Below are 13,320 nucleotides of genomic sequence, written 5' to 3'. Positions count from 1 at the left end.
GCGTTAGGCGAAGATATCGACCGCGCCATTCCCTCGAGCGACGGACTGCAGGCTGGCCGGGACATTCAGGGGCTCATCCTCTTCAGCGCCAAAATTGCCCGTGCCGGATGTTCCGGAACGCTGCGCCTGCTGCTGCTGTTGAGAGGAGGATTGCTGCTGTCCGGCAAAGCTTTCACTGCTGATGCTGCTCTGGCCCAGCTGAATGCCGCTCTCTGCCAGATGGGTGCGCAGAACCGGCAGAGCCGCTTCCAGCGCCGCACGCACGTGGCTGTGGGCAGAAATCATCTGTAGCTGAGCCTGGTTGTCATCAAGCTTCAGGGTGATCTGGATCTGGCCCAGATCTTCAGGGTGCAGACGCAGCTCGGCGGTCTGCTGGCCCTGACGGGTGAACATTGTTATATGCTGGCTGACCGACTGCTGCCAGTCCGGACTGCCGAGCGGAGCGTTAATCAGCGGTGCGGCAATACCCGACGGCGCGGCTGCGGTGATATGGCTGGCAGCGGACGGTGCCGCGATGATTGTCGGCGCGGTTGGCGTCGGGGTCGTGTCAACCTCTACCTTCGTCGCGTTCACCGGCGCGGCGGCCAGCTGCTGCGCAAAGGTCGTCATGTCGTTACCTTTTGCTGCCGCGTTGCTGTCTTTACCTTTACCCGCCGCCAGTGCTGCGGCATCAGTGCTCAGGGCACCTTTTGCGGATGCGGCGGCTGCAGAAGCCAGAGAAGCGGTGCCGCCAGCGGCCGCTGCCGTCGTCGGCGTGGTGGTTGCGGTCTGCTGATGCGGGAGCATCGCCAGCAGGGCGCTCAGGCCAGCCAGCTCTTCTTCGCTCAGAGAGCTGTCGACATCGGCGGTCAGATCGCTGCCACGCTGGGCGCTTTTGGACAGGGCACTCAGCGCATCGGTTTTCAGCGGTGTTGTCGTCAGACCCGTCAGCAGGCTCTGCCCGGCGGTCAGCTGAGCCAGCGAATCGTCGGCCAGAGTGTCCTGGTGGGCCAGAAGCTCGTTGAGTTTTGCGTTCAGCGCCAGCTTAGCGTCTTTACCCGCAGCAAGATCCGGCAGGCCTTTTTGCAGACGCGCGCCTGCGGCCTGTAAATCCGCCAGAGAAAGGGCTTTATCGCCCTGCATCGCGCCATCACCCAGCGCACCAGCCAGCAAAGCCAGAAAATCCTGCGCGCCGTCTCCGCCTTTGGCCGACTGGCCAAAGATCGAGGTATCGGCATCGCTTGCTACAATTTTTGGCAAAGAAATCATTCGGGTTTCCTCATGGTTGCCCGCTGGGCAAACTCATCCATTTTTTTCTGGTCAAGACGGTTTTCCGCCAGCAATGCTGCGGCAGCCTGTCTGTCCTGTAGTGTCTGCCACGCCTGCAAACGTTGTTTCTTTTCACGCCAGAAGTCGAGCGCCAGCTCAACTTTTTTTGTCCACTGCGCCAGCTGCATCCGGTGCTGGTCAATGGCTTTTTCCAGCGTCTGAATAAACTGCTGGTAGTTCAGCCATCGCTGGCTGCCGATACCCTGACTCATGTCGCTATTCAGGTTCAGACTGTACTCATGCTGATAATCAATCAACATTTTTAGCTGCTCTTCGGCCTGCTGGCAGCCGCGTCGCATATCGCCTAGCTGAATCGCTGCACTTTCAACTTCTTTTTCGGCCAGTTCTTTCAGCGTTGTTAAAGCGCCATTCTGCGTCATAATCGTCGATCTCCCGCATCATTACGCCGTTGGGAAGATAAGCTCAAGTGCCTGCAGCGAATCTTCCCAGCCTGCTTGTTCGTAAATACCCTGCTGAAGGTACGATTCCAGTTGTGGCCACAGGGCAATGGCCTTATCCAGCATAGGGTCGCTGCCCCGGGCGTAGGCGCCCACGCTGACCAGATCGCGGTTGCGCTGGAAACTGGAAAGCAACTGCTTAAAGTGTCTCACGCGCGCATAGTGCTGTTCAGTGATCAGCGATGTCATCGCACGGCTGATCGAGGCTTCAATATCGATGGCCGGATAGTGACCGGCTTCTGCCAGGCGGCGCGATAGCACGATGTGACCATCGAGAATGGCGCGCGCCGAATCGGCAATCGGGTCCTGCTGATCGTCGCCTTCGGTTAATACAGTATAGAAAGCGGTGATGGATCCGCCTCCATGAATACCGTTACCGGCGCGTTCAACCAGCGCTGGCAGTTTGGCGAACACCGAAGGCGGATAGCCTTTGGTCGCTGGCGGTTCGCCGATAGCCAGGGCGATTTCACGCTGGGCCATCGCATAGCGGGTCAGGGAGTCCATAATCAGCAGGACGTGCTGACCGCGATCGCGGAAATCTTCGGCGATACGGGTGGCGTAAGCGGCACCCTGCATACGCAGCAGCGGTGAAACATCGGCCGGGGCGGCGATAACCACCGAGCGGGCACGACCTTCAGCGCCGAGAATGTTTTCAATAAAGTCTTTTACTTCACGACCACGTTCGCCGATCAGCCCGACCACGATGACATCCGCCTGAGTATAGCGGGCCATCATGCCGAGCAGGACGCTTTTACCCACGCCGGAACCGGCGAACAGGCCCATACGCTGGCCGCGACCAACGGTGAGCAGGGCGTTAATCGGGCGCACGCCGGTATCGAGCACGTGTTCGATGGCGGTACGCTGCAGCGGGTTAAACGGCTGGGTGATCAGCGCGCCGGTTTCGGTGGTATCGGGCGAGGGCAGGCCGTCCAGCGGTTTACCGGCACCGTCCAGGACGCGACCGAGCAGGGCAGGGCCAAGCGGCAGTTGCTTACCGCTTTGCAGGCCTTCGCCAAAGGTGCTGCGCGCGTAGACGCGAGCGCCGGGCAAAATACCTTCGACTTCTTCCAGCGGCATCAGGAACAGCCGCTGTCCATTAAACCCGACGACTTCGCTTTCGACTTCGCGCATTTCAGTGCCGTCGTGGCGCTCAATAATGCAGGTTGCGCCCAGCGGGAGCTGCAGGCCGGTGGCTTCAAGGACCAGACCGGTCGCCCGGGTCAGTCGGCCATAGCGGCGCGTTGCGGGCAGCTGGGCCATCTTCGCTTCAAAATTATCCAGCGTGGTCAGCCAGCGCGTCAGTCGGGAGGTCATCAGCAGGCTCCCGGTGCCGCCAGGCGGCACAGTTCCTGCCAGCGAGTGGCGACGCTGGCATCCAGATCGCCTTCATCCGCAGAGACTTTGCAGCCGCCCGGATGCAGGGTCGGATCGGCGCGCAGGCGCCAGCCGTGCAGGCTGAGGGTCGCCCCCAGCATATCTTCGACACGCTGGAGATCGTCAGGATGCACGCGCAGCTGCGGTTTACCGCTAAACAGCGGCTCCTGCTGCAGCAAGAGCTGAATCTGTTTAATCAGCGCCGAGTTGTCGACGGAAGGCGAATAGCCAATGACCTGACGTGCCGCTTCCAACGCCATCTGCATCAGACGCGAGGCGATAACGCTGTCCAGCGCGTCAAGGGTGTTCTGAAATTCGCTCACCAGTTGCTGCATGCGGGCATGAATCGGTGCCTGCTGCTGCTGGGCCTGAAGTCGACCCTGCTCCAGACCCTGGGCCAGCCCTTCCTGATAACCCTGGTCCTGGCCGAGTTTACGACCTTCGGCCAGACCGTGGTTATAACCCTGTTCGTGCGCCTGAATCTGAATCTGCGCCAGCTGCTGCTGTTGCAGCTGCTCGGCAGACAGCTCTTCTTCGTCTTCTTCCGCATCCAGCGGCTGCTCAATAAGCACCTGCGGAACAAATTCCGTCATCGGTGGAAGGAGGTCATCAGGCCTCCAGACTTTCCACTGCGGCTGGTTAGACATAGGTATCCTCGCCGCTGCCAATTACCATCTCGCCGGTTTCGGCCAGACGACGCACGATAAGCAGGATAGCTTTCTGTTCGTTCTCCACCTGAGAGAGACGGACCGGGCCACGGTTGGCAAGGTCGTCGCGCAGGATGTCCGCAGCACGCTGAGACATGTTGCGCAGGAATTTCTCGCGCAGCGGCTGTTCGGCGCCTTTGAGGGCGATAAGCAGCGATTCGGAGTCCACTTCCTGCAGCAGGCGCTGGATACTGCGATCGTCCACTTCGACCAGGTTTTCGAACAGGAACATCTCGTCGATAATTTTCTGCGCCAGTTCGCCGTCGAATTCGCGAACGGCGGTAATAACGGCTTCTTCCTGCTGGGTCTTCATCAGGTTGATGATTTCCGCCGCGGTTCTCACGCCGCCCATTTTGCTGCGCTTGAGGTTCTGGCCGTCGAGGAGGCTGTTAAGCACTTCGGTCAGTTCCGCCAGCGCCGCCGGCTGGACGCCGCCGAAGGTGGCAATACGCAGCATCACGTCGTTACGCAGGCGCTCGTCGAAGAGGGCCAGAATATCGGCCGCCTGACCACGCTTAAGATGCACAAGAATGGTCGCGATAATCTGCGGGTGCTCGTCGCGGATAAGGTCTGCCGCGCTCTGAGGCTCCATAAAGTTGAGCGTTTCGATACCGCTGGCGGTATCGCGGGTTTCGAGAATATCTTCCAGCAGGCTGGAGGCACGCTCTTCGCCCAGGGCTTTCACTAGCACCGAACGCAGGTAGTCGTTGGTGTTGATGTTCAGCGCGGTGTACTGCTCGGCATCCTGCTCAAATTCCTGCAGCACCTGGGTCAGCTGCTGGTTGGAAATCTGCCGCACGTTGGCCATCGCCGAGCTGAGGTGCTGAACTTCACGAGGGGAGAGGTGTTTAAACACCTCTGCCGCACGGTCTTCGCCGATGGTCATCAGCAGAATGACGCTTTTTTCCGTTCCGGTCAGATTACTCATTTTCGTTACTCATCCACTGGCGAATGACCAGCGCAACCACGCGCGGATCGTTGTCTGACAATTCACGTACGCGCTGGCTCATCACCTCAGCGCCCAGACGCTGGTTAGCACGACGCTGTTGATGCTGCTCGTCTTTGCTGAGGGTGACTTCCACTGAGTCTTCTGTTTCCTGGCGCATACGAGTTGCTTCAAGGGCCGCTTTCGCTTCTTCCTGACGGCGAATCAGCTGCGGACGAACTGCTTTACGCCACAGGATCCAGGCCACCAGCAGGACGATTAACCAACGACCGGCGGAAAGCATCTGATCGATAAAGGCCTGTGTCTGCCAGAATGGCAGTTCGCCACCGGTCTCGTCGCTCGCGGTAAACTGCGAGTTAACCACGTTCAGGGTATCGCCACGGGTATCAGAGAAGCCCATCGCTTCGCGGGTTAAGTCTTCAATCTGCTTCATCTGCTCGGCGGTCAGCGGCAGCGGCTTACCGTCCGGCAGATTACGGTAGTTAACCACCACGGCCACCGACAGACGCTGGATATCGCCAATGTTCTGTTTGGTGTGGCGGATGGTGCGGTCAACTTCATAGTTGGTCGTTTCGTTACGTGAAGTGTTACGCGGACCGGCAGGGGTCGCTGCGGTTTGCTGCTGTGCATTCTGCTGACCGTTTTGCTGCGCGTTCTGCTGTCCGTTCTGTCCGTTCTGTGCGTTTGCCGCTGGCGGCGTGGTGATCGGACCTGCGTTGGCCGGTGCCGGCTGGTTAGAGAGTGCGCCAGGTACGCCGCCAGGATACTGGCCGCCAATCTGGTCACTTTCATTGGTCTGACGCGAACGCAGCGCCTGCTGAGCGGCATCGCCGTTTGGACGATATTGCTCTTCGGTCTGCTCTTTATTGGCAAAATCGAGCAGGGCGGTAACCTGCGCATGCACGTTGCCGTTGCCGACAATCGGGCCGAGAATAGCTTCGATACGGCGCTGAATGCGGCCTTCAACGTCGGCAGCATATTTCAGCTGGGCATCGTTAAGGTCGCGTCCGGTGGTGCCGGACTGGGTCAGCAGGCGTCCACTCTGGTCGACCAGGGTGACGTTGCCCGGCGGTAAGCCCGCAACGGCGCTGGAAACAAGGTGTACCACCGCGCTGATTTGACCTTCATCCAGTGCGCGACCCGGTTCAAGGTTAACGGTCACCGACGCGGAAGGCGATTTCTGTTCACGAACAAACAGCGATGGTTTCGGCATGGCAAGGTGAACGCGGGCGCTTTTAAGCGGGCCAAGCGTTTCGATGGTACGGGCCAGCTCACCTTCCAGCGCACGCTGGTAGTTCACCTGCTCGCTGAACTGGCTGATACCGAATTTTTCCTGATCCAGCAGCTCGAAGCCGACCGCGCCGCCTTTCGGCAGACCCTGCTGGGCAAGACGCAGACGAAGCTCGTGCACTTTATCCGCCGGGACTTCGATGGCGGAGCCGTTATCAGAGAAACGATAGGGAACGTTCATCTGGGTCAACTGGGTGACGATGGCACCCCCGTCCTGATCGGCCAGATTACTATAAAGGGTGCGGTAGTCCGGGCTTTTCGCCCACAGTACCAGCGCGACAACGATAGCAACAGCGGCGGCACCCGCCACCATTAATGGGATTTTGGGGTTAGCGCGCAGGCGATTGATCCACTCGAGGGATTTATTCTGCGGTGCAGTTGTTGCAGTCGCACTCATTGCTCACCTCGTAGAACCTGGTGGATAACGTTATTGGTGTATTGAAGCAAAACTGACTCCCGAGTCGGCAAACACGACAAAAATTCCATAGTGATGGCGATATCATTATTTGATGAATCAGGATTTTCTATGGACCAAATAACCCAGTTTTTTGCCGTCATTTGCCGCCATTATCTTATTGACAAGCTGTTACTCTCACCGAGTCAAAAAATATCAGGGGAAGTAGCATGGCGATTCAGGGTATCGAAGGGGTGCTCAGTCAACTGCAGGCCACCGCATCGGTCGCGCGCAACCAAAGCGTTGGTGCTGGGGCAGATTCGGGCGTCAGCTTTGCCGGACAGCTGCATGCCGCGCTCGATCGCATCAGCGAGAAGCAAGGTGCGGCACGTGCGCAGGCAGAAAAGTTTACCCTCGGTGAACCGGGCATTGCGCTGAATGACGTAATGACCGATATGCAGAAAGCGTCTGTATCAATGCAGATGGGCATCCAGGTGCGTAACAAACTGGTAGCGGCTTACCAGGAAGTGATGCAGATGCAGGTGTAGTCAGTTTTACTGGCTTACCGCATAACGATTTTAGTGATAAAGCGCGCCGCTGTTGGCGCGCTTTATGTCTTATCTGAAATTTATAGCTTGCATTTAAAATGCCGACGTGCGTTAATCTGTCGATGGTTTGATAATCAGAAATTATCTGAAGTCGTTTAGTAAAGTCGTTCTCTTCCCACAGTGCTTCTTTCGCTCCTCTTCCTGGTTTGTTGTTTCATACACCGATAAATTTTTGTCACGTCATCCATGCCGCGAAATGCGTTGGCTTTATCCTGAGATATTTCCGTAAAGCGCCGCGCATTGTTTAATGATTTTAAAATTTGTGTTTAGAATCAGAAAGTTGATTTTTTGCGAATACGGGCTTCCGGCCTGTCGCTGTAATATAATTATTTTATTAAGGAGAGCGCATGACTGCTCACACTCATTTCCGCTGCCCGTGCTGCCACGGGTCGCAATACAGAACATCAAACTTTGATGTCACTGAAAAAAATCCCCACGGGGCAAAATGTATTTTTTGCAAATCGTCGATGGTGGCATTTGAAAATCTGCACGCCTGGATCCAGTCCGGCAGTGCCGTACCCCTCGATTTCCGCAAGTAACGCGATCCCGCCTTCTCTTTATATCTTCAGAGGCCGACCCCGCTGCTCCCGGGAAAGGCTGGCGAGGATAACGCTTTAATGCCAGAATACTTTTTTCTCTTTGTGCAGGATAAACAATGAAAAAAGTAGCGCTTGTTGGCGCACTGTTAGCGCTGACTGGCTGTGTGCAGGTGGATAACTATGCGACCGTCGTGAAGACGCCGGCGCCGGCTGAACTGGCAGGATACTGGCAGTCGGCAGGGCCGCAAAGCGCACTGGTGAGTCCACTGGCCGTAGCGAGTCTGATTGTGACCCCTGAAGGTGATACTCTCGACTGTCGTCAGTGGCAGCGGGTGATTGCGCGCCCAGGTAAACTGATGCTGCGCGGTGACAATTACTACAACGTGACCACCGCTGTCGATGTGTACCGTCTGAAACAGGAAGGCGGAGAGCTGGACTATGACGGAATGACGCTTAAGCGTGTGCAAAAGCCCACAACAGAGTGCGCGGAATTTCTGACGAAAAATCCGCTGGCTTCGGCGTTGCCATAATCATTGGGTGAAAATATTAGCCTTACTCCAGAAATCATCAGGTTAGTCTCTGGAGTAGGGGTTGGACTACGGGTTGATTTCGTTAGCTTCGCCAGGAAATAACACGTTTCCAGAAAGATTACCGTAGGCCATATTCAGCGTGCGCTGCTTTCCGGTCTGGGCCATCAGTTCCTGCAGTTCGCCCATACGTTCCTGTAATAAACGCTTGAGCTCAATTTCATTTTCCAGAATTCTGGCGAGCAGAGCCTGCGCCTTATCCTGGATAAATTGACCCCCTGGCCCGGAAGGGAGGGGGTTTTTGCTGATTTGTTCCACCAGCGTGACGTAAACGACTTCCTGTTCAATGAGCTCATCCCATTTCCCGGATTGAGCAAGGCTCAGCATTGTGTTGCTTAATGCGTATAGTGCGTGCCAGTTTTTTAGGGATAAGCTGGAGTCGTTCATCAAAATTGATCCTGCGTGATAGAGTTACCAGGGCCGATTTGCTTCCAGGCGTCGGAAATATTCAACAAGAGGCCTTCCACTTCCACGATAGCCTCGACATCATTGCGCAGGTTAGCAACCAGCAGGCGACGAACCATATAGTCATATAGCGCAGCAAGGTTATGAGGCAGATCGCCGCCAACCTCCATATTGAGCCCGGCTTTCAGTCCGTTCTCAATAATATTGATGGCTTTTGAGAGCGCCTCACCTTTTGCAGGGATATCTCCCTGCTCAAGGAAAAGGCGCGCCCGAACGAGCGCGCTATGGACACCGTCGAACAGCATCACGACCAACTGGTGTGGGCTGGCACTCAATACGGCAGATTCAAGACCCACCTTTTGATAGGCCTGTACACCAGAGTTGTTATACATATCGGTTCCTTAGCTGCTGCTGGTCTTAAACTGATTAGTCAGATAGCTGGCGGTGCCATTTAGCTTAGTGACTAACACATCTAAATCATTAAACTGCTTTTTGTAACGGGCCATCGTAGCTTCGATAGTCAGTTCCATTGCTTCATAACGCTTACCGATTGATTTCAGGGTGGCGTCGATGCCGTTCTTGGCATTCTGAATCACACCCTCTTTACCAACGGAAGTGCTGAGCATTTCGGTCAGCTTGCTGTCCATCTGCGTAGCAAAACCGGTGGTTTTGCCATCGCCTGCAAAGTAGGCCTGCACGCCTGCCGGGTTATCCGCCAGTACCTGGGACAGCTTTTTATCATCAATTTTCAGGTTGCCGGTTTCGCCGTTAGCGCCTTTTACCGGGTCCTGAGTGATGCCCAACTGAGCCATAATTGCATAAGAACCGCTCTGTACATTGGTTAATAAAGAGCGAAGATCTGACTGTACTCCGCGGATAGTGCTGTTACCCATCAGTACGCCATTGCTGGATGACTGAGCGGTCGCACCGGTTGCCGGCGGAACATATTTGGTCAGCGAGCCAATCGTCGACTGCAGCGCGTTATAGGCGGTAACCCACTCGGTGATCGCTTTTTTGTTATCATCCGTAGCACGGGTCACCGACAGCGTTTCATCTGCGGTGCTTTTGGCTTTCAGCGTTAGAGTCACGCCCGGTAGTGCGTCAGTAATGGTGTTGCTCTGACGAGTAATCTCGATGCCGCTGACGTTAACAATCGCGTTTGCTGCTTCAACCTGTTCGGTCAGTGCGCCGCTGCCGATAACGCCTTTTAGCGTATCGTCGCCGGTCACCGAAACCGTCATATTCGAATCTGTACCGGTAGTTTTCGATGTCAGCATCAGGCGGTAATCGCCGGTATCTGCTTTCACTACGCTCGCCGAGACATTACCGTTAGCCGCGTTAATCGCTTTTGCGATACCGTTCAGCGAGGTATCGCCGTCCGCCAGGGTGACCGTCAGCGGTTTGCTATCGGCGCCGGCCTGGGTAATGGTAATGGTACGGGTGTTATCAGCCGTGGTACCGCCCAGCTGTTTAGTGTTGCTGTCAATAGTGCCTGCAGCCGTGGTCAGAACCTGAGCACGCGCAATCTGGGTCACATTAACTTTAAACTCGCCGACGTTCGCGTTAGACGTCGTCGTCGCGCCAAATGCCGTATTGGTACTGGTAATTGACGTAGAGTTCCAGGTATCTGCATTGGCCAGTTTCGCGGTGGCCGTTTGCAGGGTAGTCATGGCACTCTGCAGCTTACCGAAGCCGGTAATCTGATTGTCGTAAGTTGTTTTCTGCTTCGCGATGGCCGTTAACTTTGTCTCTTCTGCGGCCTGTAACTTATCGTACAGATCCGACAGACCGGACAAACCCACCCCGAGGTTGCTGATAGTCGCCATACATTGTTCCTTGTCAATGGTAGTGTCAGACGTAATATCGGCCCCATTTGCAAAAAGTTTACGGTAAGCCAAAAAAAATAAATCCAGGAATAGCCACCAGAGTTGGTAGCTTATAAAAGGATAGGGGCGGGAGCTGCCTCAGTGAGAAAACGTGAAGTTGCTCTATAGATGTGTCCGACCGTATCCCTATAAAGAGGCCTCTCTCTAAGTATATGGCAGCCTTCAAAAGTGATTTGCAAAAATAATTCCTTTAAAAACAATTAAATAAAAAAATTATGCGATATTTTCTAAAGTCTCTGAGCAGGGCGTCGATAACCTTGTTGACGGTGAGAGACGCCGTAAGTGTTAGGCACCGACCCTAGAATCCATTTTTGAAGGAATTAAAATTATGGCAGTTATCAATACTAACCTGTTGTCCCTGACCACTCAGAACAACCTGAACAAATCTCAGTCTTCCCTGGGTACCGCTATCGAGCGTCTGTCCTCCGGTCTGCGTATCAACAGCTCTAAAGATGACGCTGCTGGCCTGGCGATTGCTAACCGCATGAACTCCCAGATCAAAGGGATGACTCAGGCAGCACGTAACGCCAACGACGGTATCTCCCTGGTTCAGACCGCTGAAGGTAACCTGAACGAAATCAACAGCAACTTACAGCGTATCCGTGAGCTGGCTGTTCAGGCTGCGAACGACACCAACGGCACTACTGACTACACCTCAGTAAGTACTGAAATCACTCAGCGTCTGGCCGAAATCGACCGTATCGCTGGCGCAGCTAACTTCAACGGCAAAAAACTGCTGGATGGTTCTCAGACTGCTTCCCTGAACATCCAGGTTGGTGCAGGTACCGGTGCTACCGATACCATCTCCATCACCACTGGCGCGCTGATCGATGCGAAAGCAACCAGCCTGTCTACTGGCCTGACCGGTACCATCACTGATAACAGCACTGCTAAAGCATTCATCACCGCTGCTGACGCTGCTATCACCAAAATTGATACTGCTCGTTCAAACATGGGTGCGATTCAGAACCGTTTCGAATCTACCATCAACAACCTGAACAACTCTATCACTAACCTGTCTGCTGCTCAGTCCCGTATTCAGGATGCTGACTACGCTACCGAAGTTTCCAACATGTCTCGCGCGCAGATCCTGCAGCAGGCTGGTACTTCTGTACTGTCTCAGGCAAACCAGGTTCCGCAGACCATGCTGTCCCTGCTGCGTTAATAGACGCATCAAGTTCCAAAAAAGGTTGCTGGAAACAGCAGCCTTTTTTTTCGTCATTTATCTCCAATTTTCCCTAACGCAATCTGCAAAATAAGCCCGTAATCACCGGTTTTATCACGCCATCGCCCCCGCCTGTGCAGTGCTACTCTGCGTAAAATCTCTTATTCCGCATGTCGTCTGACGACAGCTTACCGATGAGCAATAACGATGAGTGAATTTGCACGCACGCGGGCAATGCGCCAGTTTTATCGCGATGTTTTTACCCGTTTGATCGACCTGCCGGAATCCGATGCGATGCCCGCACACATTGTGGCGGAAATCTTTAACTTTAAGAGCGCCGATTTCGATCGCCTTGAGCCCATGATTGCTGCGGCAAATACCGGGCTGGATGCGGATAAAGAAGAAGCACTGAAGAATATGCTGCGTGCGATCACGCTCGCTAACCAGGCTTTTGAGGTGAAGGAACAGAGCCGTCAGAAGGCTTTACCCGCCGAGCTAAGCGCCCGGATTACGGAATATGTTGTTGCAGCGTTAAAAGCTGACAATAACACCCACTATATTGTGGCCGCGATTCAGATCCTTTTCCGCGTCAATGAAATCAGCTCCGCGCTGTTCCTGATTAATAACAATCTTTCACTGATCAGCGATTCTGGTACGGTGCTGAAAATACTCCTGCTGGTCTGCCTGATGGAAGAGGACTACAACCAGGCCATGGTGGTGATCCAGGCATTGACCTCCGATGCTGCACTTATCGGCGAAGACCCGATGACCCTGCTGATGATTACCTGTGGAATTTACAAGCTCGGCGGTCTGCCTGATTCCTTTATCGATTTCAGAACCCTCGATGACAGTAATGGCCAGCTCGAGGGGGCAGGATATACATGGCTGCTGGAGAAGGACAGCAAGGTCAATACCACGGTACTGCTGGCCTGCGATAAAGCCGACTATTTTGCCCATACGCTGCCGTTGGTGTACTCGCTTTACGAAACAAACCGTGGCGTGCTGGATGTGCATCTCCATCTTTATAACAGCGACGAGGAGATGAATGAGAGCGTGAAGGCGTTGCGTCAGCAGCTGCCGGAACTGCATATCTCCGCCACCCTTGAGCAGGTCTCAGCCTGCGATGAGATGGCCGTTGAGTACGCTGCGCGTCGCACGCTATTCCTGCGCGACGCTCTGCAGGAATTTGCGACGCCTGTTATCGCGATGAACAGCGATGTTCTGGCTCGCCAGGCCTGGGTCTCTCCGGGGGCAGCGCTGCAGCTGTTAGAAAATGAAGCCTCGCCATTCTGGGATGAACTCTTCGGCGGTTTCATTTATGCCGAACCGGGCAGCATCACGCATCGCTATTTCGATATTGTCGGCCGGTTTATTGCCAGCAATCTGAAGGCGGCCAACCGCGTCTGGTGTCTGGACTCTGTTGCGCTCTCGGCAAGCCTGGACCGGCTCTCCGGCACGGAGCAAATGGCGATTTCTCGCGTTAAACGCGCGTCCATACTGAGTGACGAAGATGAGGCCGGAGCGTTCTGCTGGGCTTCCGGCGCAGGACAACATGCTGAGGAACCGTCTCAGCAATATAAAGCCGCTTTGATTAAAAAATATCAACGCTAGCAGGCATTGCTACGTTTTCAGCACAATTAGAACCAGGAACAA

At 54.9% G+C, this 13,320-nt stretch carries 14 protein-coding genes; 5 read left to right on the top strand and 9 right to left on the bottom strand.

What is annotated here, in order from left to right; genetic code table 11:
* Positions 1-3 precede the first annotated feature (3 nt).
* The 6 genes from fliK to fliF are packed head-to-tail and all read right to left on the bottom strand — an operon-like array spanning position 4 to position 6,480.
* On the bottom strand, positions 4-1,248 hold the full coding sequence (gene fliK / locus EDF81_RS05210) for a flagellar hook length control protein FliK (RefSeq protein WP_123346880.1): 1,245 nt from the start codon (positions 1,246-1,248) through the stop codon (positions 4-6).
* Positions 1,245-1,688 carry a flagellar export protein FliJ gene (gene fliJ / locus EDF81_RS05205; RefSeq protein ID WP_123346878.1) on the bottom strand — a complete coding sequence of 148 codons (444 nt, stop codon included), beginning with the start codon at positions 1,686-1,688 and terminating at the stop codon, positions 1,245-1,247. The genes fliK and fliJ overlap by 4 nt, the downstream gene beginning before the upstream one ends.
* A 21-nt stretch (positions 1,689-1,709) precedes the next feature.
* Positions 1,710-3,080 (bottom strand): flagellar protein export ATPase FliI, encoded by a 1,371-nt coding sequence (gene fliI, locus EDF81_RS05200; RefSeq protein WP_123347680.1) that lies wholly within the window; start codon positions 3,078-3,080, stop codon positions 1,710-1,712.
* Entirely contained in the window at positions 3,080-3,787 is a 708-nt protein-coding gene (fliH, locus tag EDF81_RS05195; RefSeq protein ID WP_123346876.1) for a flagellar assembly protein FliH, read from the bottom strand. The genes fliI and fliH overlap by 1 nt, the downstream gene beginning before the upstream one ends.
* Positions 3,780-4,775: a flagellar motor switch protein FliG gene (gene fliG, locus EDF81_RS05190; protein WP_123346874.1), complete on the bottom strand. Its 996-nt coding sequence runs from the start codon at positions 4,773-4,775 to the stop codon at positions 3,780-3,782. The genes fliH and fliG overlap by 8 nt, the downstream gene beginning before the upstream one ends.
* Complete coding sequence (gene fliF / locus EDF81_RS05185) at positions 4,768-6,480, bottom strand: flagellar basal-body MS-ring/collar protein FliF (RefSeq protein WP_123346872.1); 1,713 nt, start codon at positions 6,478-6,480, stop codon at positions 4,768-4,770. The genes fliG and fliF overlap by 8 nt, the downstream gene beginning before the upstream one ends.
* Before the next feature lie 227 nt (positions 6,481-6,707).
* Between fliF and fliE the strand changes: the two genes are divergently transcribed.
* From fliE to yedD, 3 genes are all read left to right on the top strand, one after another.
* Positions 6,708-7,025, top strand: a complete 318-nt coding sequence (fliE, locus tag EDF81_RS05180; protein ID WP_123346870.1) for a flagellar hook-basal body complex protein FliE — start codon at positions 6,708-6,710, stop codon at positions 7,023-7,025.
* A gap of 407 nt (positions 7,026-7,432) precedes the next feature.
* Positions 7,433-7,624 (top strand): cold-shock protein, encoded by a 192-nt coding sequence (locus tag EDF81_RS24210; RefSeq protein WP_123346868.1) that lies wholly within the window; start codon positions 7,433-7,435, stop codon positions 7,622-7,624.
* A gap of 116 nt (positions 7,625-7,740) precedes the next feature.
* Positions 7,741-8,154, top strand: coding sequence for a lipoprotein YedD (gene yedD / locus EDF81_RS05170; protein WP_123346866.1), 414 nt, complete (start codon positions 7,741-7,743; stop codon positions 8,152-8,154).
* Between the two features lie 66 nt (positions 8,155-8,220).
* On the opposite strand, the gene fliT is transcribed toward yedD, so the two are convergent.
* From fliT to fliD, 3 genes are read right to left on the bottom strand one after another with little or no spacing between them, the layout of a single operon-like run.
* Positions 8,221-8,598 (bottom strand): flagella biosynthesis regulatory protein FliT, encoded by a 378-nt coding sequence (gene fliT / locus EDF81_RS05165; protein WP_123346863.1) that lies wholly within the window; start codon positions 8,596-8,598, stop codon positions 8,221-8,223.
* Positions 8,598-9,008 carry a flagellar export chaperone FliS gene (gene fliS / locus EDF81_RS05160; RefSeq protein WP_123346861.1) on the bottom strand — a complete coding sequence of 137 codons (411 nt, stop codon included), beginning with the start codon at positions 9,006-9,008 and terminating at the stop codon, positions 8,598-8,600. Before fliS ends, fliT begins: the two co-directional genes overlap by 1 nt.
* A 9-nt stretch (positions 9,009-9,017) precedes the next feature.
* Positions 9,018-10,442 carry a flagellar filament capping protein FliD gene (fliD, locus tag EDF81_RS05155; RefSeq protein ID WP_123346859.1) on the bottom strand — a complete coding sequence of 475 codons (1,425 nt, stop codon included), beginning with the start codon at positions 10,440-10,442 and terminating at the stop codon, positions 9,018-9,020.
* Between the two features lie 388 nt (positions 10,443-10,830).
* Between fliD and EDF81_RS05150 the strand changes: the two genes are divergently transcribed.
* Positions 10,831-11,667 carry a flagellin gene (locus tag EDF81_RS05150; protein ID WP_123346857.1) on the top strand — a complete coding sequence of 279 codons (837 nt, stop codon included), beginning with the start codon at positions 10,831-10,833 and terminating at the stop codon, positions 11,665-11,667.
* Positions 11,668-11,874: 207 nt separating this feature from the next.
* The gene (locus tag EDF81_RS05145) at positions 11,875-13,278 is read left to right on the top strand and encodes a hypothetical protein (RefSeq protein ID WP_123346855.1); all 1,404 of its coding nucleotides are present in this window, start codon (positions 11,875-11,877) and stop codon (positions 13,276-13,278) included.
* Positions 13,279-13,320: the final 42 nt, after the last annotated feature.

The sequence above is a fragment of the Enterobacter sp. BIGb0383 genome (assembly GCF_003751845.1).
GTDB lineage: Bacteria > Pseudomonadota > Gammaproteobacteria > Enterobacterales > Enterobacteriaceae > BIGb0383.
This window is presented reverse-complemented; position numbering and strand designations above follow the sequence as displayed.